Raw genomic sequence first — 24,024 nt, forward strand, 5'->3', positions numbered from 1 at the left:
CCTAATTGGCGAAGGTCCAGAAACCCCGGGTCAAGCGCGTGTGCGTTTCCGCGCTGCGGTACACAGCAAAGCCAGAGTGCGAACAAGATGTGCAGGCACAGCTTCACTGACCAGCCTCGTGGTCAGGTGGCATTTCCACTTGGTATCCAGCGGCAAAGCTCTCGTATTGGGCTTGTGTCAGTTTTTCACCAGTTTCGCGGCGCCACTCCCGCAACACAGTATCGCGTATTGCTTCCAGGGGCGGTACCTGGCCGGCCTCAGACGCGGTAACCCGGACAAAATGCAGCCCATACCCCGATTGTACCGGACCGGACCAAACCATTGGCTCCAAATCTTGGATAGCGGCAGAAAACCCGCGGCCAAAGGTGGAGTCTACCACGTTCATTGCTGACAACGGCATCGTACTGAGCAAAAGAGAAGAGATGCCAAGGCTTGACCAATCCTCTTTGGCATTCAACGCAGACAGGGTCTGGGCGATCTGGCTCTGTTCAGGGGATTCACCCAAAAAAACCTGATCGAACGCGATCATAGAAGGGGTTTCGAAGCGGGTCGAATTATCCGCGAGATAGGATCGCAGTACGGCGTCTTCTGGCGTCACAGACGATGCTATGGCCCCGGTCAGGAAGTCCATCTTTTGCACAAGCCGCGCCCGGATCACCTGATCGCCACGATCCAATCCAAGCTTTCTTGCTTCGCGCACAAGTACCTCTTCCCGGACCAAAGCGCCTATCAACACCTGTAATTCGGCGTCGTCGGGTGCCCGTTTTCGCCTTTGTTCAAATCGTGTGGCCAGTAGGGCGACGTCTTCCGCGCCAATCGTGATCGTTTCGACGTCCTCGGCTGTTTCCTGTTCCGGAGACACCCAATAAAACCAGCCAAAGATAGCTATTCCAATCAGAATGAAGTGGAACAGAGGCTCTCTCATTACCCGCATAGGCAACCTTACCTAAACTGTTGTCCGGCACCGGTTAGGCGACCCTTACAAATGGGCTTGGCGACCGAGCCGCTGCCCATTCCAAGCGTCAAAAATACTTGTGGTGCAGAAATCTCTGCTCTCGATACAAGAAACTCAGCCAAACTTGGTCATTCGCTAGGTGTGTACCAGATTGGTGAAGAATACGCTCGCTCCTGATGGGTCAACTGGGCGTTTTCTGGCAGATCAGTTCCAAAGCGAACTTTATCATACAACACCCAGCGTGGCGTCGGAATTTCGATGGCGCGAACATAGTAGAATGACCGAACATCCGGGTCGAAGTCCGGATCAGTCCAGACAGTTACCAGTTCAGCTGATCCGATCGTGTTAGTCCAGCTTGCCGTGTCGATATCCACTGTGTTTCCAACGGCAGGTATCTTGCCGCTGTCATCTGCGGTCCGGTCATCCGACCATACGACATCATAGACTTTCTCGTGCAGCTCTCCTTCGGAATCCAGCCAACCCTTGATCACCTGGGCCCGGTCCAGATTGGCGCCGATTGGATCGCGCAGTGCTGCAATCAGGAAAGAGGGCGCCGTGTCGCCTTCGCGCGGTCTAAGGTCCGACCCCATCGGAACACCCTTGGTATAGCCGACATCAGCAAGGAAGCGGGTTTCGATATCGGAATCGTCGAACGCCCAACCGCCAAAGAACCGCAGGCCGATCCGAGGGCCGGTGGTGGCATAGGTCTCGCGCCGCTTGAATGCATCGAAAATCGCTGCGCGCGTGTTTTCAGTGGCCCAGACGGCTGTATATCCCGAGGCCACAAGAAGATCACCGGGAATTTCGCCCAAATCATTGGCTATAAAGGGATGCTTGATCCGTTCCGCTGACGGTTCGACACTGACGGATTTACCGAAAAAATTGTCCTCTTCGGCGGTTGCTAGTGAAGTATGGCTGTCGGTCGCTCCACCCATTCCGAACTTATAGGGGTTCACGCCGAACTTCTCTTCCAGCAACAAGCCGCGCTTCAGCGCCTCTCTGGCGTATTCACCGGCCAGCATATCGTCTGTTTTTAGTTCGGTGATATCCAGATTTCCGACGTCCCAGTTCTCATAATCGGCGAACTCATCATCCGGGCTTAGGAACGGGTGCGCTTCACCGTCGCCCTTGATCTGGGTGACTTCATAGTGGGGCTCCCATTTTGCGCGAGCCTTCACGTATTCCTCATCAACCTTGCCGCCGTGATAGGTGTCTTCGGTTGGGAACATCCAGCCATTGGACAAATTTCCATTGTGGGCAAAGGCAACAGCGCGGCCGCCAGTTTTCGCCTGATACTCCTCTAACCACGAATAGAGCGCTTTTGGGTCGGTATTCCCATAAGGCGGCTGCGTCACTGGTGGCACCATTTGAAGCGCCCGAATTGGTCCGTCGCGCAGCATGACATTCCGATGTAGATTGAACCCCTTGGGTACCGAGGTCCATTCAAACCCAATAAAGGCTGTAAAGGTGCCGGGATCATTATGTCTTTCTGCCGCCAGAACGATGTTCTCCCAGGTAAATGCAAATGCGTCAGCGCCGGGGCTGTACGACTCTAGGAGGATTTCGGGCAGGGTCATCTGCGAGAAATTGGTGATGATGTCGAAGGCGGTTTTTCCGGCTTCTTCTCCTCCGGCTTTGTAACCTTCGTACCATTCCAGTCCTTTCGGATCGGAAATCACGCCGGGCTTTCCGGCCTGCAGGTCGGGCGCAAATCCCATCAGATCGGTATGATCGGTCAGAACCATCCAATCCAGTGGCCGTGCCAACCTTACGGGCTGACCTGTCGAGGAAATGACTTGCTCACCCTTTGCAAACCGCCAGGCCTCATCAGGCAGCAGTGTATTTCCAAAGGCACCTGCATCTAGCGACAGGCCGGTATGCAAATGTGTATCCCCCCAAAGTGGCCGCTCAGGGAACGAGCGGTTGGCATATGGGGAAAAAGGTCGTTCCGCAAAGGTCCCTTCGGCGGCCTCTTTAGTGGGTATAGCGTCGGCCAATGCACTCAGCGGAACGCCTAACAAAGTCAGCAAACAAGCATAGCGCCCAAGCATATGAACCTCCCAATTCAAGATTATTGAACACGCAAGAAGTGTCGTGTTAATAAATATTCACGTTTCACTATATCATTTTGCAGATACCCTCTGTCAAAAATTTTCTCAAATGCGTCCTGATCCAGCGATGAAAAAAGCGAATTGCCACTCAGGATCAGGACACGTTGTTGTTTCATAGCCAGAATATGACAGTGTCTGCGAGAGCGATGGCGGAAAGGAATACCTTTGGGCACCTGTCATAGCGGGTTGCCACACGCCGCCAATCCTTGAGCCTGCCGAACATAATCTCGATCCGATTGCGCCGTTTGTAGCGGCGTTTGTTATATTTGACGGTGGCCTTGCGTTGCTTCCGACCTGGGATACATGCGCGTATCCCTTTGTCTTTCAGGGCTTCTCTGAACCAATCGGCGTCGTAACCTCGATCTCCGAGCAGCCAGTCGACATTGGGCAGGCTGCTCAAAAGGGCCTTTGCCCCGATGTAATCGCTCACCTGCCCAGCGGTAACAAAGAGGTTCAAAGGTCGCCCTTTGTTGTCACAGATGGTATTCATACCGCCTTTGGTTCTGCCAATCAGGCGACCGCGTCCCCCTTTTTGACGCCCAAACTGGACGCTGTGCGGTGGCCCTTCAGATAGGTGGCGTCCGCTGCCCGGCTGGGCATCACGAAGTGATGTCCCGAGAGGGGATCACGATCGTCTTCTCTTTGCCATGCTCAGCGGCCAGACCGACCATCATCTGGGCAAATATGCCTTTGTCACTCCATCGTTTCCATCGGTTGTAAAGGGGCTTGTGTGGCCCGTACTTCTTGGGCGCATCCCGCCACCGTAAACCATTGCGATTGATGAAGATAATCCCACTCAACACGCGTCGGTCATCGACACGAGGTTTGCCGTGCGATTTGGGGAAACAGGGCTCCAGACGCGCCATCTGCGCATCGCTCAGCCAGAAAAGGTCAGACATGTCACCTCTCGTTTTTCGAACGGTGAATCATGCCGAAAAGCGGAAATCAATGGGTCCTGACCCTAGCACCTCTGCAAATGAGATTTGCCACTCGAGGTAGCGCCTCGAGCCCATGGAAAGCGGAAAGCAGCTCGGCATCTTGTCCTCCGGCAGAACTCGGCAATCCGAGTTCTGGGGCTGTATCTTCAAGTTCTCGACTTGAGACGTCCTGCGCGCTGAAAACCGTCCCCGACAGGGCAATCGCAGTGGCAAGTGCAAGCAATCTGATCGCTTGGCTCCATTTCCTAAACTGCTTCAGCAATAGGGTGTTTCTTCACATTTGGTCTTCGGCGCTGCTGGCTTTCAAGCTGTTATGTGTTGGACTTTAAGAAACATACGCAAACAAGTTTTGTCGAGCCTGCCGCTATACATTTGCCAGTAACGCATCGGAAAGCTCATATTCCGAAAGGGCTCCCGGAGCGCCAATTGCCACAAGCCTCGTTTCGGGCTTTCGGTGACCCCATGCGCCATCCCTTGCAATGTCCATGCGTTTTCCGACGACCTGCACAAGAATGCGATGATCCGGATCCTCCTCACTGAAGACAAAACCCTTGAGACGATAGACATCACCGGGAAGCTTTCGAATTGCACTCCGAAGAGAAGACAAGCTTATTGGGCTTTCAGCTTTCATCATAGTTGTTGAGAAGCTGTCCGAGTGATCAGAGCGGTGACAACCACAACCCGGTCCATGCTCGTGATGATCGGGTACTTCTGTTTCTAGCTGTTCGGCGGCAAAGCGACCAACGGAAAGAAGTATATCCAGTGGGACGTCTGCGTTGACGGCTTCGACCAGACGATATCGACGGAAGCGAGACCCAAGCCAATCGTGCACCCTTTGAACAGCCACCCTGTCGACGAGGTCGACCTTGTTCAAAATAACCATGTCCGAGAACGCAATTTGACGGAGCTTAAGTTCCATTTGTTCCGGCGCAGCAAACAATTGCTCTGCATCGACCAAACACATCAAGCTGTCCAAGCGGATCATGTCCCGGAATTTTTGATCCGTAAACGTCATAGCGATGGAAGACGGATCTGACACGCCACTTGCTTCCAGGACGATGTATTCCGGCCTTTCAGGACGTGCGAGCACCGCTTCGACCGTTTCGATCAGGTCATCCCGGATAGAACAACATACACACCCGTTTGCCAGGCTCATCACATCATCTTCGAGGCCAACCACGAGATCGGCATCCACATTGATAGAGCCGAAATCATTGACCAAAACGGCCACCCGCAGACCATGATTGCCGGTGAGGATGCGGTTCAGAAGGGTTGTCTTACCGGCTCCGAGAAAGCCGGTAAGGATTGTAACAGGGATTGCAGAAGTTGAGCCAAACTCGATCATTGGTCAATGTCCCTTTACTTGGTGTCTCTCGGGCCGATCACATCCGAGATCTTGACGGTAAAGTCCTGTGGCCAATCTCCGCCGGGCTCGCGGAAGACGTCCGTCGGGTAATATTCCCGCGGATCTATTTCCATATCCCTGTATTTCTGATCTTGTTGGTCAGCACGCGTGAGCCTTGGATTTGGTAGCGTGACTTCGTCCGGCAGCTCAATACGTCCTGCCTCGGCAGCTGCAGCCAGTTCGCGGAATGGTGGAACAGTTCCGGATTTACCGGGCAACGCAGCTTTCCTGTACCAAATCGCGTCCTTGGTTACGTTGACGACGGCCACATCGAGTCCCCATTGGAACAGCCCGTCGTAATGGGCGCGAATACCCGCCAGCATCTCGGCGTCGATATCCTCATCCTGTGTGTAGTGGGTCACCATTCCCAGACGCGGGCGTGTGTCTGCAAAGAGCTTACCCACAGCGTAATGAGAGGTATGGTGCGTATCGATTGTGTAGTTGAACAAGTCCTGCGGGATGCCGTATTTGTAGGTCATCAACTGACCGATATCCTGTCCCGACATTTCGGTTACAAAGACATCAACGCCTTCGCCGTATTTCCGTGAAAGCTCGTCCGGTCGACCGTCGCCTGTCCATACAAAGCTCAGACCATTCCAATCGAGCCGATACCCAACTGCACCGTCCTTGGCGTGGCTGCGCGGCCAGGACCGAACAGTCACACCGTCTTGGTCATAAACGATGCCACCTTCTTGGCTGAAATCGAACTCGTTGACCTCGATCTCGTAGCCGTCACCAATCGGGAAAACGTCGAATGCCTCTAGATGCCATTTGAGCATCTGCTGCATGCCTTTAACCATCCCGGCTGTGCCAAGTTCCGGAGTCCGACCGGACGGGCCGTGAATTCGAAGCGGAGTATACCCGCCTGACCAAGCCCGGAACGGGTAAATGTAAGGGATGTCGGCATAGTGATCGACATGCAGGTGAGAAATGAAGATGTCGTTGATCAGCTGCCCCGGCACCTGCATGGCAATGATGTTGCGTACACAGCCAGATCCAAAGTCGAAGAAGAAGCGTTTTCCATTGCCCAACTCTACCATGATACAAGTACCCGCCTGATCTTCGCGCGGCGGATATGGCGTCGAGCCGCAGAATGAGATGCGCATCTCATCTGGGCCGAGTTCTTCACTGAGTGGAAAATAGTTCGCGTTGGAACCGGTCATGTACTTTGTTGGACGGAAGTACTCTGGCAGAGAAATGCCGCCTGCGGGTCGACCACCGTATGGGTTCTTGAGTGTTTCTCCCAGTGGGCCGTCTCCTTCGTGAGCGTCGGCACTTCCTGCCGCAAACCCAGCCGCACCCGTCGCAGCTGCTCCAGTTGCTAACCCCTTGAGAACACTCCGTCGCGAGGGGTCTTCAATTTGGTCTGTCGTTTGAACCTGTTTGTTCTCCAGGTCTTTCCCGTTGTCTTCCTTGGTCATGGATAGGTCCTCAGTTAGGAGTGTTATGAAGGTTGCGCTTCACCATCCGGCGAAGCTCGTTTACGAGTTCGGATCTGATGTGGGCCCATTCCGCGCGCTCCGAGGCTGTGATCGATGTGTCATCCAACAGCGCAGCAACTTTCTTTAGGTCTTCGATTGCCTCGCTAAACAACGCATCCTTTTCGATACGCCCTGAAAGCGCATCGGAAAGCTCTGGAAGCTCGTCACTCAGTTCCCAAGTCACTGGAAAATCCCCGGTTCCCACTATCTATTCTCACATCAAGATGCGTGCTGTTGACGGCATGCGCCAAGTGAGTCACCGTGAGTTGGGGGGTGAGTTTGCTTTGAACCAAGCTAATGAATTGTCGATAGATCAAGATGTTGCGCCGCCATCGCCGGAGCTTGTCCGACAAGCACTTCAGAGCGTTGTTTCCAGCGTCGCGTTCCAAGCTTCGCCTCGACTTCAGCAGTTTCTTACTTACGTGGTCGAAGAAACTCTCGCAGGTCGCGGAGCCCAGATCCGGGGTAAGGCAATCGCGGTCGAAGTCTACGGTCGGAGCATTGATGGCACTGGTGGTCGAAACCTTGTCCGTGTCGAAGCCAGACGGCTGCGGCGACTGCTGCATGAGTTTTACGAAGATCAATGGGACGGTGAGGGAGTTCGAATTTTTGTTGATTCCGGCGGATACAGGCCGCGGTTTTCGCAAGCAACAAAGACAAGAAGCGACGACTCAACCGCTCAGGACAGCGATCCGATTGGCGGGAATCGACGTCTGGTACAACTGCTCCCAATTGGGCTGGGTTGCGTAGTGTTGATTGCGGTGACAGGCTTGTGGTTCACGCGGGATAACAGCGCGGTTTTGCCCGCAACTCAATCCATCGAACAGGCTGAACGAACTGCTCTTGGTGAGCAGTCTTTGACAAGGCTTCAAGCGGCTAATCTTGCGGATCAGGCCCGAGGCATGTTTTTTCCTGTTTTTGACGTCAAACGCCAGCAAATAGCACTAAGAATGTTTCAACATGCCGCGGAGCTCGACCCCGCACTCTCGGACGGTTATGCCGGATCGGCACAGGTCCTGGCGACTTTGGCCATGCTGTCACCTGATAATGCACAAAGAGATGACCTCTTTAGCCAAGCTTCCGAGATGTCGGAAAGAGCGCTTGATCTATCTCCCACTGATGCGTGGGCAAACGGTGCAAATGGTTGGGTATTGGCCACCCAAAACAATCCAGTCGAGGCTATGAAATACGCAAGACTGTCGGTCGAGCTTGCGCCGAATGATGGTCATATTCTGGATCTTGTTGGCATCACCGCCATCATGGCGGGCGCCCCAGAACTTGCGGCTGAGGTTAGCGATCCAGAAAGATCAAGGTCAGGATCGGGCCGCTTTGGCGCACGAAACATTCGGGGTGTATCGCAACTGATGCTTGGGAACTACGAAAAAGTTGTCGAAGCTTTTAAAGGAGCACCCGCTGCTGGTGCACCTGTAAGTGCTCCTTCTCTCCTCTTCCAAGCCGTTGCGCACGACCAGTTGGGGCATTCGGAAGAAGCACAAAGATTAGTTAAGGAAATGCGAAAGACATGGCCGGAGTTTCCATCTGAGTTTCTTGCCGGCAGGATATTCCACAATGATGATGCAACGCGGCAAGCGATCCTGGATACTCTGAATGGATACTGATGAAACTCGTCGCATGATTGTCGACGCAAAGTCTGCTTTCTGCGCATTGCAGTCATTCGGACATCGCGCAGTATCGATTAAAGTGGGCTGATTGTGTTGAAAAACTCGGCCTTGATCGAGAAGCAAGCTGCTGATTCAATTCTCCCAATGGGTGGGAGTATTTGCGATGATGGGACCGAGACAGGAAGCGCAGGCGGCACTGTTCTACGAGTTCTCGTTGGAAGATCATGTGCCAGATGATCACCTTCTACGGTCTATTGATCACCATCTCGATCTGGCTGCCATTCGAGAACACCTTGCTGATTTCTACAGCCATACAGGCCGGCCATCGGTCGATCCTGAACTGATGATCCGCATGCTGCTCATTGGCTACTGCTTTGGCATCCGATCCGAGCGGCGGCTGTGCGAAGAGGTGCATCTGAATCTCGCATACAGATGGTTTTGCCGCCTTGATCTGAATGATCGCATCCCGGACCACTCCACTTTTTCAAAGAACAGGCATGGGCGGTTCCGCGAGAGCGACCTATTGCGCCATGTTTTTGAGTTGACCGTGGCGCGGAGCATCGAAGAGGGACTGGTTAGCGGTCAGGGATTTGCCGTTGACGCCAGTCTGATCGTCGCAGATGTCCAGAAACAGAGCTCCAGCAACCCAGAAGATTGACAAGATCGCGGTATTGCACCGGAAGAGGCGCCACGGGCGGTGAGGGAATATCTCGAGGTTCTTGACGACGCAGCCTTTGGTGCGGCCAGCGAGACAAAGCCCAAGTTCACGGCACATGCTGATCCCGCCAGCCAGTGGACGGCGGCGCGCAAGGGGCCTGCTTTCTTTGCGTATTCTGACAATTACCTGATCGACACGGACCACGGGGTCATCATGGATGTGGATGCCAGCCGGTCGATCCGACAGGCAGAGGTGGGCGCCATGCGCAAAATGATCGACCGGACTGAAGAGCGGTTTGGATTGAAACCAGATTGGGTCGCTGCAGACACCGCATATGGATCAGCAGACAATCTGGTTTGGCTTGCGCTCAAGCGAAAGATCCTCCCGTTCATCCCGACCTTTGATCACTCAAAACGTAGCGATGGAACCTGGTCACGATCTGACTTTACCTGGGATAAGGAAAACGATCGATACATCTGCCCGGAAGGCAAAGAGTTGCGGCATACGCGCCGAAACTACTCAGATCCCGCCCGAAATGCGCCGGGCTTGAAAGCGAAGAACTACGGCGCACTCAAATCCGATTGCCGAGACTGCCCGTCAAAAGCCAAATGCTGCCCCAACACAGACACGCGCCGGATCCGCCGCGAGAAGTACGAAGTCGTTCGCGATTTTGCTCGGCAATGCGTGGCCTCCCAATTCAATCCGACTGCCCAAAGACGACGAAAGAAGGTCGAGATGCTCTTCGCCCATCTCAAATGCATCCTCGGGCTAGGCAGGCTCCGATTACGAGGACCATGTGGCGTTCAGGACGAATTTACGCTCGCAGCCACCGCCCAGAACCTCCGGAAACTGGCCAAACTGAAGCCAATGGTGCCTGCCGTCGGGTAGAAAGCGACATAGCTACGGATTGCTCCAAGAAATCAGGCCAATAAGCCCGAAGGTACCGCTAAAAATGACAAGTTTTTCAAAAACATCGACTGGTCCGCACTGCAGCATCGCTAATCCTCGGGCAATGGCAGCAATTAGCCGGAGCCTTTTTTGCATCAGGCATCCGTCATATGCTGGACCAGTGAGGTCAGCTGTCTGTCGCCGTGGCCATCGTGCCAAGCCGTTTTGGTGCGGTCATGCATCAACTGGATGAAATCAGCGGGTGCATTAAGTGAGAGATAGGTCTTCAAAGCATCCTCTTGCGCCATCGCGTAAACTTTCAACGAGGCTTCGGCATTGTCGTAATCTTCGGTCGGAACAGTTCTGGCAAAAAGGTCATGGTAGTCATTGACCAATTTGATCGTGGCAGGGAGTTGGTCGGCATAAACCTGCATCGGGATGCCCGCTTTTTGGCAGACAAGTGCACCGTAGATCATTCCGAACATGAACCCCTGTCTAACCGTGAAGAGGCCTGCAAAGAGCGCGGCAAGTGCCGTTGGTTTCTCTCCAACATGGGCGGACTTTCCACCCAATTCTCTGATGATACTGCCATAGCGGTCCCAGGTTCCGGCACTGCCCACCGTAAGGATTGTGGTTTCGTCACCACCAATGCCGGAAGGGTAGGCATTGATCATGCCCAGCATGTAGCCAGCCCCCTGTCCCTCAAGGATGGCGACCAGTCTATCGGCATCCGAGGTATCGCCCGTGCTCATGTCACAGACGGTCTTACCCTGTAGCGAAACACTCAGTCCGTTGACCAGTTCAACAGTTTCCTTGTGGCTCTTGATACAGATGATGACAAATTCAGAAGCCGCAATCGCATCATTCGGTGAAGAGCAGATCGTGGCTCCAGCCTCAGCAAAAACTTCTGCCTTTTCCGATGTGCGGTTCCAAACGCTGACTTCGTGGCCTGCCCTGAGCAGGCAATGCGCCAGTGCTGAGCCCATATTGCCCAGTCCCAAAACAGCAATTTTCATGATGTTTGTCTCCGGTGTTCGCCAATGAATTACTGCGCCAGCATGCGCCAGCATCTGGGGATCACATAGTTGTAAATTTTTCTATATTGTTAGATGATCTTACTTATGGATTGGCGCACACTTCCCTCTTTGACATCTCTCAGAGCCTTCGCCGCCGCTGCCGAGTTTCGAAATCTGACCCGGGCGGCAGAGGCACTGAACGTGACCCATTCCGCAATCAGCCAGCAAATCCGCGGGCTCGAACAACATCTCGACACTCGGCTTATCACACGTACCCGACATGGCATTTCTCTGACATCGCAAGGCGAATTCCTGTCAGCTGGCCTGCTTGAAGCCTTCGCTGAAATGGCCTCCGTGACCGAGAGCGTGTCGAGTGCAGAGTCGGTTCGACCGTTAGTGGTCAGCGCGACTCCGATGTTTTCAAGCGCGTTCCTCATGCCGCGTCTGTCGACGTTTATTGACGAATTCCCCAATATCGAATTGAGGATCGATTCAACGATCCAGGCTGTCGACCTCAAGCCGGGCGGAATTGATATGGCCATCCGATACGGAACGGGTAACTGGCCGGGGCTTGTCTCGCAGATGCTGCTGCCAGGCTGTCTGACGGTCGTCGCGTCCCGCGAACTAGTCGGAAACCGGGTGCTCACGAACCCTACAGAGTTGCTTGATTTCACGCTTCTTCAGGAACAAGGGTCAGTCGAGTTTGACCTGTGGTTAGAAAAAGTCGGAATTCCGACCGACGCCGACCGGAGAGTTGTCCGCGTGCCGGGCAATATGCTGCTGGATGGCATCCGGCGCGGTGATGGTATCGGGGCGACGGTACCGGCTTTTGTTTCTGACGAGTTGAAGTCGGGGCAACTCGTGGCGCTGTTCGACGATCCAATACCGCAGATCGGCTACTACCTTGTCACGTTGCCGGGCCCGGTTCGACCAGCGGCAAAGCTGTTCATGCGGTGGCTCTCGAATTCAATTACCGAATATGAAAAAAGTCTTTTCCGATGGACGCCCTCTCACTTGCTGTAGGCAGTAAAGAGCGCCGAATACAGTCAAATTGGGTCAGACTTGCCGTATACGACTGTGCGTACAGGGCGCGAATTGGCGCCGGATATGATCATGTTCCCGCAACTTGGCGTTCATAATCCACACCATCATACCAACCGAGAGATTTGGTGACGTTCAGGTTGTCGTCTAAGTCCCATTCTTCCCAACCCGAGAAACGAACATGGTTGCCAGTCTCTTTATGATGGCCTTCGAAAGTCCACGCATAGACCATGTGGTGATCGGCGACGAGAACCGTGTCGAGGTTTAGAATAAGGTCAGGGAAGTCAGCCATAAATCCCGCTGCCATGTCGCCAATCTCCGTCCGGCTCTTCATTGGTTCGCCACCGTTCATTATCATTGTTGTATGTTCAGCATATCTTCCGGCGACATCGCCAGGCGCCCGGTTTGTCCAAGCAGCGCAGTGATCTTGAGCTATGCGGCGGGCGGTTTGTATATCAGGTGTCATCTATATCTACATGTCCTAAAATCGCGAAAAATATGGTTACAGAAACGTTAGTCGGGTCTCTGAAAGCAATCAAGTTTGCTTAACAGCGCTTCTCAACGATGGCAGGTTTGTTCGTCTCACGGCCATCCGCTCATTGAAATTTCTGCGTTTTGAACGAACGGCAGCTTTCGGGAAAGCGGTCCCGCAGAACCTGCCTCAGGTCAGTGGCGGTGCCGCTCCAATGCTGACGCCCATCCATCAGTGACAGAATTGCCAGTGCGACCGGGTTGGCCTCAACTGCGGCCTGATCGCTGCGAGCACGATTTGCTGCGTAGGAGTCCAGAAACGCGCCCTGAGTCCACCCAAGGGATTCTTCGGCGGCTACCACTCATTTTGCAAAATCCGCCAAAATCGATGATGTAGCCCCCCGTGCGGCGACAGAGCTGTTCATGCCTGATGACCGCACCAACAATGGAAGCGTTCCGCCAACAGGCTATCCAGATACACCAACCGGATAGCTGAGCTCTCACAGGTACTTGAACGCCTATGCCTCCGACTACGATACAACTGCTAATCACCGAAACGATCCGACAAGGGACAGGGCGCGAGCAGCTGGATTTGCTGCAAATGTCCAACACTCAACGGGATTATTTAGCTCGGGCTTGACGCCGGATTGCTCGGAATGTTCTCTCTAATTCATATAGATTGGAAACAGTATTCAAGGCCATTTCGCTTGTATCAAGAGTTGGCATTGGGTCGCATACGAAACGCGTCAAAGATAATGAGATTACTTTGCTTTGTCAGCCTTTCAATCGTTTTTCTTTCAGTGTTGCGGGCGTTTTCAGGGCTGGAGCACGCCTCTTTGTGGACGGACGAGCTGTTCACTGCATATTTTGCCGACCCAAAGCTGGCGAATTTCGATAGTTTGCTTGCGCGCGCGACCGAAGATGGCCACCCCCCTGGGTACTACATTATCCTCTGGACGGTTTTGCGCGCAGTAGACGGTGAGTTCGTGACCGTCGCGCGCGGCTTTTCCGCGCTAACTGCGACAATAGCGCTTGTCCTGGTGTATCTAGCCCCACTCCCGACTGTCAGGTGGCAAGCCCGCTTGGTATCCGTTGCAATTGCAGTCACTTCGTGGAACTGGTGGTATTTTGCTGATGAGGCCCGCTCTTACGGGATCGTTTATTGCCTTGTCGCGATTGCAATATTAAGCGGCCTTCGGTGTCGTCGAAGCTTTTCAGACAACCTGCCTTTTGCTGTTTGGCTCTGCGCGTTAACTGTCACTTCCATATTGACGGTTTTTATTCACTATTATTCGATTTTACTATCCGGGGCGATTTTTGGAGTTTTACTTTTAAGCTGCTCTAATTGGTCACAACGGGTTATGGTTACCTGCTCAGGAGTTGCGGTTTTAGTCTTTGCAATCTGCCTTGTGATTTGGCACATGCCTAAAATTGTCGTTGACGTACAGAACACTTGGTTCGAAGCCAGCGTGCCATTTATCTTGGAACACATCGCGCGGGGAGTAAACATATCGGGCTCGCCAATGGTGGTCGCGATCTTTGCTCTAGTCATTTGCCTGACTACAATTTTGATTGCAAAATCTAGGGATATGGCGTCACTCAAATCAACTTTTACTCCAGATCTATCTTCGGGGGTTTTATTCGTATTTTCCGTAATTGCGTTAACGGTTGTTTTTGGAATTATCGTTTCTATTCTTTTTGTGCCCGTGTTTTCGTTTCGGCTCTTTCTCATTTTTGCGCCGATACTTTGGATTTCCGTCGCTTATTTCATGGAATGGATTTACCGCATGATCTCCCTGCGCGACACTCCACCGGTACTTGAAATCACAACAACCTTGGCTTTATCGACTGCGTTGATCATTGTGACCGCATACAACATGTTCGGGAGCACACCTCTGAAGGAACCATGGAAACGATCAGCACATTACATCGCATCTCTGGACAGCTGTTCGTCTTCGAAAATTCCGATTTCATGGTTTGAACAAAAGCATTTTTCGGAAGACGACCCGGAACGATTTTACGGCTTCTACTTAAATCCAAATGCACAAAGAGAATGGTTGAAAATACCGCGCCAGCAATCAAATATTGCGTCTGAAATGCTCGCGCTAAAAAACCATGTCTTGCGCGTGGCTGGAGACCCCGAAACCTGCCCCGTTCTCTTTTGGAGCATCCATTTCTTCAAAGACGAGCGGTTGGCTGAAATGAAGACCTTTCTGGATGAAACTTTGAAGTCCAATGGCCATGGAGAAATGTGGGTTGAAGTATTATTTTCCAAGAAGGGGTCATACTCTGCCCTCATGATGCTAGCGTCAGAGTCAAAATCTCATTTAAAATCGGTTTGCTCGCCCCCCAACGCCGATTCTGTTTGCCAGCACTGGTTTAAGGGCTAGAAACAAAAATCTGTTGAAAGTGGCAGCTTCGCGCTTTTAGATGCTGGCTGCGCCTAGGGTCGGAATTCATAACCAGTATATGACGGTTTCCGCGAGTGTGATGGCTGATAGGAAGACCTTTGGGCAACGGTCGTAGCGTGTCGCCACGCGCCTCCAATCCTTGAGCCTGCCAAACATGATCTCAATCCAGTTACGCCGTTTGTATCGGCGTTTGTCGTATTTGACCGGCGTCTTGCGTTGCTTTCGACCGGGGATGCAAGCGCGTATCACCAGCATCTGGAAAGTCATTCCTGTTGCGTCAGCAGATATCCATTGCGATCTCCTTGGGACGTCGTGTGCATATCATGCGTTGGGATACGGGGCTCGCGGCGTTTCAAATCGAAGATATACTCGCGAGGTATCCGGATGTTTCGGATGGAACTCATCCGTTGATCCGAAAGGCAGCCGGGCTGTGGGGGCGGAGAGCACTGGCGCGATGGCTGGCAGAGAATACTGACCCCTCAGGCATGATTGTCGGTGAAGTCCCTATCATCGGAAACAGGTTTTCAGAGTTCATCCAGACGCAGCCCGATCAGATTGAGCCTGCCTTAGCTTCCGAGGAAACCACATTCATCTATCCGGTTCCTACAAAGGGCTTGCGTGCCAATCTCGAAGCTATTCGAAGATCTACATTTGCGAACCCCAGACATCCTGATGAGGCTAGGGACGCGCCACCATCCACAATGGAACTGACTTGGCGCCAGACATGCGCCAAGGCTGCGGAGTTGGGCTTAGTCTCTGAGGTGGACATCCATTCTCCGTATGAGGAGGCGAACGGCGGATGATCGAACGCCGGATCAAGGTCGCGAAATTCCCGGCGACCAAGAGCCTTGATAGCTTCGATTTTGCCGCGATCCCTTCTTTGAACAAGATGCAGGTCCTTGAGTTGGCGCGTGGTGAATGGATCGACCGCGGAGAGAACGTCATCGCTCTCGGCCCCAACGGCACTGGTAAGACCCACGTGGCGCTCGGCCTCGGTCTGGCCGCCTGCCAGAAAGGCCAGGCGGTTCGCTTCACGACCGCTGCCGCTATCGTCCACGAATTGATGGAGGCCCGCGACGAGCGCCAGCTCCTGCGGCGGCAAAAGCAACTGGTGAAACAGAAGCTCCTGATCACCTCGAACCTGCCGTTCGATGAATGGACCGAAATATTCAGATCGGAGCGCCTCACTGGCGCCTTGCTCGACCGGCTGACCCACCACGTCAGCATTCTGGAGATGAACGGAGAAAGCTGTCGCCTAGCACAGAGCAGGGCTCGGCAGAACTCCTAAAACACAGAAAAGATTGGTCCTGACGGACCAAGACGCCTTGGCAACCGCCAGCTATTTGGGAGCGCGTTTGCCAAGGCGTCGGCCACCCAAGCAGTGGACGACTTTTGCTCCGCCCCGTGGCCAACTTTCTCACCGCCGTTGACATAACCGATATCAGTCAGTAACCGCGAAATCTGTTGCGTTTTTAGTTCAACGAGCTCCTTTGTCGATACTAGTGCTCCAACATCGTTGGAAAGATAGCACGCGGCAAGTCTCCGCCCGATATCATCGCCATCAACTGTTACGAAGGGCATACAGTGCTCCAAATCAATTTCTTGCCACCTAAGTTTCTTGCTGGTGACGATGCATAAGCAGCTTAGTTAGATCGGGCCAGATCAATTTTGTTTGGGCATCCAAGTCAAAGGGCTGATGACGGATGTCTTTGAGGGGCCGAGCTAGCAACTTTTGAACGTCTGCTTTTACATGTCAGTATAGAGCCTTCGCGGATGCAGAGAATGTCCGGTTTCCGCCCCAGGTGCCGAATTCCAAACCGCCGGGCCGCATGTGCTGCGGTGGTTTTTGGAAACGATCAAATCGGCCAACTAGCCTGAGAAGTCACTATCCGTTGCGCTGAATTCGTTGAAAGTTGCGTTCTTGGTCGACAAAAGTTGGCTTTCTAGCCGGACAAGTCGCGATTCACACCGGACGGCACACTGATGAACTGGCTGGGGTGGTAGGATGCCATACTAAGTCCTTGATATATATCGTTATATATGTAAAATGGAGAGAATATGGGGTCAAGTTCGAATTTTTGTATCCCGGTTTGTATCCGCAACAGAAAATTGCCTTAGTAACTTGGCCAAAGTTGCAAATTGAGTGAGTGTCTGGCGGTTTCTTAGACCAAACAGATGGGCCGATCCTCTTTTAGCTCCGGCCGCCTTCTGTCCCAAAACTCAAGGCGACGGACCGACTGGGACGCCTCCGATTACATGGCCCATGCGGCGCAAACGACGAATTCCGCCTCGCCGTCACCGCTCAGAACCTCCGTAAAGTGGCCAAGATCTTTCCTTCACGGCAGCAAACACGGAAAGATTGAGCACGCACTCACGCTTGGTTCGGGCCCCTCTTTCTGCGACAGCAATGCGTTGTTTCTTAACGGAATGGGCGGGAAGCAGACTTTCGCCGCAGCGCAAAATGGATCGTCGTCTCCTTGAAACCGGACATTCGGATCAAGGCCTTTGCTTCAGGCCTGCCACACTGGACGACATTGAAGTGAAGCACTTGGTCTAAAAAGCCCAACTCGCGTCGGGCATCTGTCCGATTGGTCAAGCTGCAGACCGTGGCGATCACAAAGCACGTTTTCGACGATCCCGGGGTCGCGGGCCTCATTCATTTGAGGCGATCTTGGTTTCAATGACAAACCGGGTCACTGGATCAGTGTCATCGTTCTCCAGTACCGCCAAGAGTTGCTCATCCAATTCTGAAACATTCCAGTTGCGGGCCGCGATCGCGATATCCAAAGCCAAGTCGCTGCCGCTATTCAATTCTCTGGAAAACACTTCAACAATTTGGTCTCGTAGACTTGGGAGAGCCGTACCGCCATCCACCAAGGCCCGAACAAGATTCCGATTGTTTTCCAGGTTCCGGTTCCTCATACGCAGCGCATCATCGATAGCTTTCACTGCATGCGATCGATCCACTTCGATCCCGGCCAGCGCCCATTCGTATACGTAACCTCCACTGGAACGCAGGGCGCGTGGGTACCGAGACCTAACGACTGAAACCGCCTCGGCATCTCCTGTCTGCAGACCCAACAGTCGAATTGAGACAGGAACAAAACTGATACGGTAAACATTGCGAAACTCGTTCAGCAGCTGATCTTTTGGCACCTTTGGGCGAAGTGACTGGACCACAGAATACGGCGCGCGATCCATCTCGATCAATGCAGTGTCGCGTAATACGGGGTCATTGGCGGTTATGTGGTTAACAAAAAACGCAACGCGCTCAGGAGAATTTGGGTCGCTGGTTCGCCAGATTTTGGAGGCAGCTTCAAGGCTTTTCAGAAACTGCTCTCTTTCGGGTGTCAGTGTGAAAATTCTCTTCCAACTGCGCGAATAACTGCGGCCCGCCGCATCTTTATCGACAGCTCCGTAGGTAAAAAGAATGCTCATTTGCGGATCAGTGCGAAAGGCCGCCCGCGTCGTGCTATCAATTAGAAAAGGAATTTCGGGTGCCCGTTCAAGCTCCTGTTCGGAACCTTTGATCAGCTTTATGGGCGCAAAACTGAAAGGATTGTTAGCGGACGGCGCAGCCAACACGATGATCTCGGCCCCGATCAAGTGATCAGCAAGCGATGCGTCTGGTAACGTGACGCAAACCGGGCAGGCGTGCGCAGGTCGAGGGTGGGAAATTGTCACCAGAAATGCGCCAACGACAAATAGGATCAAACTCGAGAACCGGATCAAACACCCCTGGAGAGTGCCGAGAAGACCGTCAGGCCCCCAAAGTGAAACGGTTTGGTTGAGCACTTGAAGCGCCTCCGATCCTGTACCGATGAATGCGTCGAACCATTGCCCGGATAGATTTGAACAACACCGGTCAAAGTATCTGGATCAAGCCTGGCGGCCCGACAGGTTTCTAAACGTTTAAAGCACGCAATCGTCTCATCAGGCAATTCCATTTTAGAAAAATTTGGAATAGCGTATGCCAAAAGGGAATGCGGTGGCCATGGATATTCGCCAAGTAGAAGCTTTTCAGGCCGTCATGACCTATGGCACGACTGCCCGTGCTGCGGAAGTCCTCGGGCTTTCGCAACCAGCGGTCAGCAAAGCAATTTCGGCTTTGGAGCGATCCATTGAGTTCAAACTTTTCGACCGAGAAAAAGGTCGCTTGGTCCCCACTGCCGAAGGCCAGCTTTATTTTCGCGAAGTTCAGGCTGCCTTTGTTGGGATCGCAAAACTCCGCAGTGCGGCAGCGCGAATTCGAGACTATGGATCGGGCGACATACGCGTTGGCAGTCGGTCTGCTTTGTCTACGAGTTTTGTTCCGGCCGCTGTAAATGCGTTCAAGAAAAAAGCGCCGGGAGTCGCCATTACACTCCACGTTGCGTCGTCATCGACGATCCGAGATATGGTTGCGGCAAACCAGGTCGACATTGCGCTTGTCGCTGATGAAGTAGATGTTTCAGGTGTTGAAGCCGTTAAGTTCAACGACGCACCCGCGGTTGTCGCGCTGCCGCCAGAGCACCCTTTGGTGTTGCGCGATGTTATTGCGCCATCCGACTTGCAAAACGTCGATTTTATCTCATTGGCGCCAGAGGATACCACAAGACGAGATGTCGAAGCGCTTTTTGCCAAGCACAACGTGACCCCGAAGGTCGTGGCTGAGACTTCGTATTCCGCAACAATTTGCGCGCTGGCTTTAGGGGGTGCAGGTTGTGGTATCGTTCACCCGTTCGCCACAATAGGGTTTGTCGAACGTGGCCTTGTCACTCGACCAATGGTACCTTCGGTCATCATCAGAACCCTGCTGTTGTTCCCGCCAAGACAGAAATCAGAACTTGTAAAGCTCATGCAAGATTGCTTCGAGGAACAGAACGTGCGGGAAGCCTGATCTTAACAGCCTGTAGGCCGACGCAATAATTCTAATCGGATGTCCTGTTTTGCACATGGCCTCGTGACGCGTACTCACGGTTGTCGACTGTTTGTCGGAGCGCGACAATAACCAAACGGAATAGAACCGCGCAAAATCTGTATTGGACAGAATTGGTCAGTCGCATCATCCTTATTTCAGAAGGGTCGATGTTTAACTGGCCGCGGTCACTCAACAGTTTTACGACCGCCAAATTTTGAGTGAACACAAACGCATAGCGCTAAAGAAATTGATCGTGAGGGGGACAAAATTTGAAATACTTCGTTCTGACCACCGCAGTTGTGTCTTTGTATCTCTCTGGGCCGTTGGTCGCACAAGAGGCGCCCCCTGAAGCGTCCTCAAGTGTTTTGAAAGGCACGCCATATTCTCCTTACGCGGACCGCGCCTATCCCGAACGCGTGCTGTTCGGCGACACCCACGTTCATACAGCGCTGTCTGCGGATGCTGGCGGCGGCGGCACCCGGCTGATGCCGCGCGACGCCTATCGGTTTGCGCGTGGCGAGCAAGTCATCTCAAACACGGGTCAGCCAGTTAAGCTGTCTCGTCCTTTCGATTTTTACATGATCACCGACCACTCTGACGGAATGGGTGCGATCACGGATATTCTTTCCGGCGCGCCGAACATCATGGCGGATGAACAAGGGCGCAAGTATCACGAAGCCTTTAACGCGGGCGGCGAAGTCGCGCTGCGCGCATCGGCGGAACTTACCGCAAGTTTTGCGCAAGGTACGCTCAGTTCGGCACTCAACTATCAGCCGGGTAACCCTGCTTATGAGCGGGTATGGGATGATCTGGTGAACATTGCTGAAGAATTCAACCAGCCAGGCGTCTTCACCACATTTGCCGCCTTTGAATGGACATCGCTTGTGAGCGGCAACAACCTGCACCGCAATGTCATCCTGCGGGACGGGCCGGACAGAACGCGGCAACTTGTGCCTTATACCACCACACCGCCCATGGGATCGCCAAACCCGCGTGACCTTTATGCCTGGTTGCAGACTTACGAGGACACAACAGGCGGTGACGCGCTGGCGATTGCACATAACGGCAACCTGTCTAATGGCTGGATGTTCTCTTTGGTGGATGATTTTGCCGAAGGTACACCCGCGCTGGACGCGGAATATGCACGCGCCCGACAGAAATGGGAGCCGCTTTACGAATGGACACAGTTCAAAGGCGACGGCGAAGCCCATCCTTTCCTGTCGCCCGATGATGAGTTTGCGGACTATGAGACTTGGGACTGGGCCAATCTTGACGTCAGCGAACGTAAGACACCCGACATGCTGCCCGGGGAATACGCGCGGTCGGGCCTTTTGCGTGGTTTGGCAATGCAGGCAGAGCTTGGCGTGAACCCCTATAAATTTGGCGCAAGTGCCGCGACTGACACCCATACGGGTTTATCGACTGTGGCAGATGATAACTTCTTTGGGAAATTCGCCGCCTATGAACCGAACGCCGAGCGCGCCAACCACGTCGCGCGCACCTTTGCAGATGGCGAAGCCGCATATTACAGTTCTGCATACAGCTCTGCTGGAATGACGGCGGTTTGGGCGCGCGAGAACACGCGGGGCGAAATCTTTGACGCGATGCAAAGGCGCGAGGCCTATGCAACGACCGGCCCCCGCATGACGGTGCGCTTTTTTGGCGGCGACTATTCTGACGATGTACTTGCCCGCCGCGATCTGGCGCGTATCGGTTACTCTGGCGGGGTCCCCATGGGGGGTGATCTTGCCGCGCCTGCCAATGGCCAAGCACCAGACTTCCTCGTTTACTCGCTGCGCGATCCCATGGGTGCCAACCTTGACCGCATTCAGATCATAAAGGGCTGGATCGACGCAGAAACCGGCGAGGCAATGGAGCAGGTCTATGACGTTGCATGGGGCGGAGACCGCAGCCCGGACGAAAACGGCCAGCTACCACCGGTCGGCAATACGGTTGATCTGTCTATTCCATCCTGGACCAACACGATCGGGTCCCCGGAACTGGGTGCGGTCTGGACGGACCCGGACTTCGACCCTGAGGAATCCGCCTTTTACTATGCCCGCGTCATCGAAATCCCGACCCCGCGCTGGACGGCATATGACGCCGTGAAATTCGGCGCCGAAATGCCTGAAGGCACGAAAATGGTCACGCAAGAGCGCGCCTATACCTCACCCATTTGGTACACGCCGTAAGGTTCGGGAGGTTCCCATGCGATCGCTTTTGATCATTGCTCTGGGTTCGGTTTGCGGAACGACTGCATTTGCGCAGGACACCCCGCCTGTTGGACCGGCCGAAATGTATTCCCCTTATCCTGAACAGAATTTCCCAAACCAGGTTTTCTTCGGCGACACCCATCTGCACACAACCTACTCGGCAGATGCAGGGCTGTTCGGCAATACGCTTGGCCCCGATGAAGCGTACCGTTTCGCCAAAGGTGAAACTGTCACGTCTTCAACCGGATTGCCAGCGCGCCTTGCACGGCCGCTCGATTTTCTCGTTGTTGCAGATCACGCTGAGAATATGGGGACAGCCCCGCTTCTGGAAGCACGAGACCCACGCCTTTTAGAGACTGAATACGGGTCGTCTCTGCTGGAAGCTCTGGATGCGGATGATCTTCCGCGAGCATGGGAAATATTCTCGGTCACCAAAGCAAGCGGCGAAGACCCATTGGCTGATGTCCCCGGTATCTACGAGAGCGTTTGGCAGGAGATGACAGCCGCCGCCGAAAGGCACAATCAGCCCGGAGGTTTCACGGCCTTCATCGGCTTCGAATGGTCTTCGACGTTTGACCGTTCGAATTTGCATCGCAACGTCATCTATCGCGGCGGAAAAGAAAATGCCGACACACGTTTGCCGTTCTCGCAATACGACAGCGCTAATCCCGAGGATCTTTGGGATTGGATGGAAGCCTACGAGGCGGACACCGGAGACAAGCTGTTGGCGATCCCGCACAATGGGAACCTCTCCAACGGGCTGATGTTTGACAGCGTCAAGCTTGGCAGCGATGAACCGCTCGATACGGCCTACGCCGAGCGCCGTGCCCGCTGGGAGCCGCTCTACGAGGTAACCCAGATGAAAGGCGACGGTGAAGCGCATCCGATGCTGTCACCGGATGACGCATTCGCGGATTTTGAGACGTGGGACAAAGGTCAACTTGGCCCGAATCCAAAGACCCCCGAAATGATCCCCAACGAATATGCGCGCGAAGCCCTTAAACGCGGTCTCGCCTATCGCACTGAACTTGGAGTCAATCCGTTCAAGTTTGGCTTGATCGGCTCGACGGACAGCCACACATCACTCGCGACCTCGAGAGAGAACAATCACTTCGGAAAGGTTGTAGCCCTTGAACCAACGGCCGATCCAATCCGTTTCGAAGAAGTTGTCGGCGGAGTCGGAGGAGACGATAGCGTAGCGCAGTATGCCTGGCAGACTTCGGCTTCTGGGTTAGCAGCTGTTTGGGCACGCGAGAATACGCGTGAGGCGATCTTTGACGCGATGATGCGCAAAGAGGTTTATGCCACGACTGGCACGCGGCTCAGTGTGCGTGTGTTTGCGGGATATGACTTTGAAGAATCTGACCTCCCTCGGTCGGACTTCGCGGCGCATGGCTACGCCAATGGCGTACCTATGGGGGGTGATCTGGGAAAGAGTGAAGGCCGTGCGCCGCGATTCCTAATTCGGGCATTGCGAGACCCCGATGGGGCCAACCTGGACCGGGTTCAGGTCATCAAGGGCTGGCTGAATGCGGACGGCTCGACCAGCGAGAAGGTCTATGACATTTCCTGCGGCGGGCGCGAGGTGATTGACGCGGCCTGCGATGGGGTAGTCGGCAATACCGTCAACGCGCAAGAGGCCACCTATACCAACGATATCGGTCAGGCGATCCTCGCCGGCTATTGGGAAGACCCCGATTTCGATCCTTCACAAAGCGCATTCTACTATGTCCGGGTTCTGGAAATCCCGACTCCGCGCTGGACGACCTATGACCGCAAGTTCTTTGGTGTCGAACTGCCGGAAGGCGCGCCTGAGTCCATTCAGGACCGGGCCTATACATCGCCCATCTGGTACACGCCCTGATCCGACAAACCAAACAGCGCGGCTAACGCGCGAGTGATTTTGAACGAGGT

The 24,024-nt window shown here is 53.8% G+C and carries 15 protein-coding genes and 4 pseudogenes; 8 read left to right on the forward strand and 11 right to left on the reverse strand.

What is annotated here, in order from left to right; genetic code table 11:
- Positions 1-103: 103 nt before the first annotated feature.
- From J7380_RS05405 to J7380_RS05430, 6 genes and pseudogenes are all read right to left on the reverse strand, one after another.
- Positions 104-925 carry a peptidylprolyl isomerase gene (locus J7380_RS05405; RefSeq protein ID WP_209194825.1) on the reverse strand — a complete coding sequence of 274 codons (822 nt, stop codon included), beginning with the start codon at positions 923-925 and terminating at the stop codon, positions 104-106.
- A 158-nt stretch (positions 926-1,083) separates the two neighbouring features.
- Complete coding sequence (locus J7380_RS05410; RefSeq protein ID WP_209194826.1) at positions 1,084-3,006, reverse strand: DUF3604 domain-containing protein; 1,923 nt, start codon at positions 3,004-3,006, stop codon at positions 1,084-1,086.
- A gap of 172 nt (positions 3,007-3,178) precedes the next feature.
- Positions 3,179-3,965, reverse strand: a pseudogene (locus J7380_RS05415) (IS5 family transposase).
- A 403-nt stretch (positions 3,966-4,368) separates the two neighbouring features.
- Positions 4,369-5,349 (reverse strand): GTP-binding protein, encoded by a 981-nt coding sequence (locus tag J7380_RS05420; RefSeq protein ID WP_209194827.1) that lies wholly within the window; start codon positions 5,347-5,349, stop codon positions 4,369-4,371.
- 14 nt (positions 5,350-5,363) lie between these two features.
- On the reverse strand, positions 5,364-6,830 hold the full coding sequence (gene gntH / locus J7380_RS05425; RefSeq protein WP_209194828.1) for a guanitoxin biosynthesis MBL fold metallo-hydrolase GntH: 1,467 nt from the start codon (positions 6,828-6,830) through the stop codon (positions 5,364-5,366).
- A gap of 10 nt (positions 6,831-6,840) precedes the next feature.
- Complete coding sequence (locus J7380_RS05430; RefSeq protein ID WP_209194829.1) at positions 6,841-7,074, reverse strand: hypothetical protein; 234 nt, start codon at positions 7,072-7,074, stop codon at positions 6,841-6,843.
- Positions 7,075-7,114: 40 nt separating this feature from the next.
- On the opposite strand from J7380_RS05430, the gene J7380_RS05435 reads away from it, so the two are divergent.
- Positions 7,115-8,509 (forward strand): hypothetical protein, encoded by a 1,395-nt coding sequence (locus J7380_RS05435; RefSeq protein WP_209194830.1) that lies wholly within the window; start codon positions 7,115-7,117, stop codon positions 8,507-8,509.
- Positions 8,510-8,675: 166 nt separating this feature from the next.
- Positions 8,676-10,058 (forward strand): annotated as a pseudogene (locus J7380_RS05440) (IS1182 family transposase).
- Positions 10,059-10,213: 155 nt separating this feature from the next.
- On the opposite strand, the gene J7380_RS05445 reads toward J7380_RS05440, so the two are convergent.
- On the reverse strand, positions 10,214-11,128 hold the full coding sequence (locus J7380_RS05445) for an NAD(P)-binding domain-containing protein (protein ID WP_280635731.1): 915 nt from the start codon (positions 11,126-11,128) through the stop codon (positions 10,214-10,216).
- A gap of 51 nt (positions 11,129-11,179) precedes the next feature.
- On the opposite strand from J7380_RS05445, the gene J7380_RS05450 reads away from it, so the two are divergent.
- The gene (locus J7380_RS05450) at positions 11,180-12,097 is read left to right on the forward strand and encodes a LysR family transcriptional regulator (protein WP_209194832.1); all 918 of its coding nucleotides are present in this window, start codon (positions 11,180-11,182) and stop codon (positions 12,095-12,097) included.
- Between the two features lie 88 nt (positions 12,098-12,185).
- On the opposite strand, the gene J7380_RS05455 is transcribed toward J7380_RS05450, so the two are convergent.
- Both J7380_RS05455 and J7380_RS05460 read right to left on the reverse strand, forming a co-directional pair.
- On the reverse strand, positions 12,186-12,581 hold the full coding sequence (locus J7380_RS05455) for a nuclear transport factor 2 family protein (protein WP_209194833.1): 396 nt from the start codon (positions 12,579-12,581) through the stop codon (positions 12,186-12,188).
- 130 nt (positions 12,582-12,711) lie between these two features.
- Positions 12,712-12,948 carry a hypothetical protein gene (locus J7380_RS05460; protein WP_209194834.1) on the reverse strand — a complete coding sequence of 79 codons (237 nt, stop codon included), beginning with the start codon at positions 12,946-12,948 and terminating at the stop codon, positions 12,712-12,714.
- Positions 12,949-13,242: 294 nt separating this feature from the next.
- Between J7380_RS05460 and J7380_RS05465 the strand changes: the two genes are divergently transcribed.
- The gene (locus J7380_RS05465; protein ID WP_209194835.1) at positions 13,243-14,976 is read left to right on the forward strand and encodes a hypothetical protein; all 1,734 of its coding nucleotides are present in this window, start codon (positions 13,243-13,245) and stop codon (positions 14,974-14,976) included.
- 66 nt (positions 14,977-15,042) lie between these two features.
- Here the strand turns inward: J7380_RS05465 and J7380_RS05470 are convergent.
- Positions 15,043-15,243, reverse strand: a pseudogene (locus J7380_RS05470) (transposase); the annotation flags it as partial.
- A 544-nt stretch (positions 15,244-15,787) separates the two neighbouring features.
- Between J7380_RS05470 and J7380_RS05475 the strand changes: the two are divergent.
- Positions 15,788-16,285: pseudogene (locus J7380_RS05475) on the forward strand (ATP-binding protein); the annotation flags it as partial.
- A 1,364-nt stretch (positions 16,286-17,649) separates the two neighbouring features.
- On the opposite strand, the gene J7380_RS05485 reads toward J7380_RS05475, so the two are convergent.
- Positions 17,650-18,792 carry a hypothetical protein gene (locus J7380_RS05485; RefSeq protein WP_209194838.1) on the reverse strand — a complete coding sequence of 381 codons (1,143 nt, stop codon included), beginning with the start codon at positions 18,790-18,792 and terminating at the stop codon, positions 17,650-17,652.
- 199 nt (positions 18,793-18,991) lie between these two features.
- Here J7380_RS05485 and J7380_RS05490 point away from each other — a divergent pair, with 199 nt between their 5' ends.
- The 3 genes from J7380_RS05490 to J7380_RS05500 all read left to right on the forward strand — a co-directional run bounded on the left by J7380_RS05490 (position 18,992) and on the right by J7380_RS05500 (position 23,974).
- A complete protein-coding gene (locus J7380_RS05490; RefSeq protein ID WP_209194839.1) occupies positions 18,992-19,876 on the forward strand; it encodes a LysR substrate-binding domain-containing protein in 885 nt (294 codons plus the stop codon).
- A gap of 290 nt (positions 19,877-20,166) precedes the next feature.
- Entirely contained in the window at positions 20,167-22,089 is a 1,923-nt protein-coding gene (locus tag J7380_RS05495) for a DUF3604 domain-containing protein (protein ID WP_209194840.1), read from the forward strand.
- A gap of 16 nt (positions 22,090-22,105) precedes the next feature.
- Positions 22,106-23,974 carry a DUF3604 domain-containing protein gene (locus tag J7380_RS05500; protein WP_209194841.1) on the forward strand — a complete coding sequence of 623 codons (1,869 nt, stop codon included), beginning with the start codon at positions 22,106-22,108 and terminating at the stop codon, positions 23,972-23,974.
- Positions 23,975-24,024: the final 50 nt, after the last annotated feature.

The organism is Ruegeria sp. R8_1 (assembly GCF_017743815.1).
GTDB lineage: Bacteria > Pseudomonadota > Alphaproteobacteria > Rhodobacterales > Rhodobacteraceae > Ruegeria > Ruegeria lacuscaerulensis_A.

Coding starts and splice junctions, on each gene's coding strand:
- J7380_RS05405 (WP_209194825.1), bottom strand. CDS start 925: ATGAGAGAGCCTCTGTTCCACTTCATTCTGATTGGAATAGCTATCTTT.
- J7380_RS05410 (WP_209194826.1), bottom strand. CDS start 3,006: ATGCTTGGGCGCTATGCTTGTTTGCTGACTTTGTTAGGCGTTCCGCTG.
- J7380_RS05420 (WP_209194827.1), bottom strand. CDS start 5,349: ATGATCGAGTTTGGCTCAACTTCTGCAATCCCTGTTACAATCCTTACC.
- gntH (WP_209194828.1), bottom strand. CDS start 6,830: ATGACCAAGGAAGACAACGGGAAAGACCTGGAGAACAAACAGGTTCAA.
- J7380_RS05435 (WP_209194830.1), top strand. CDS start 7,115: ATGCGTGCTGTTGACGGCATGCGCCAAGTGAGTCACCGTGAGTTGGGG.
- J7380_RS05445 (WP_280635731.1), bottom strand. CDS start 11,128: ATGCTGGCGCATGCTGGCGCAGTAATTCATTGGCGAACACCGGAGACA.
- J7380_RS05450 (WP_209194832.1), top strand. CDS start 11,180: ATGGATTGGCGCACACTTCCCTCTTTGACATCTCTCAGAGCCTTCGCC.
- J7380_RS05455 (WP_209194833.1), bottom strand. CDS start 12,581: ATGACACCTGATATACAAACCGCCCGCCGCATAGCTCAAGATCACTGC.
- J7380_RS05465 (WP_209194835.1), top strand. CDS start 13,243: ATGTTCTCTCTAATTCATATAGATTGGAAACAGTATTCAAGGCCATTT.
- J7380_RS05490 (WP_209194839.1), top strand. CDS start 18,992: ATGGATATTCGCCAAGTAGAAGCTTTTCAGGCCGTCATGACCTATGGC.
- J7380_RS05500 (WP_209194841.1), top strand. CDS start 22,106: ATGCGATCGCTTTTGATCATTGCTCTGGGTTCGGTTTGCGGAACGACT.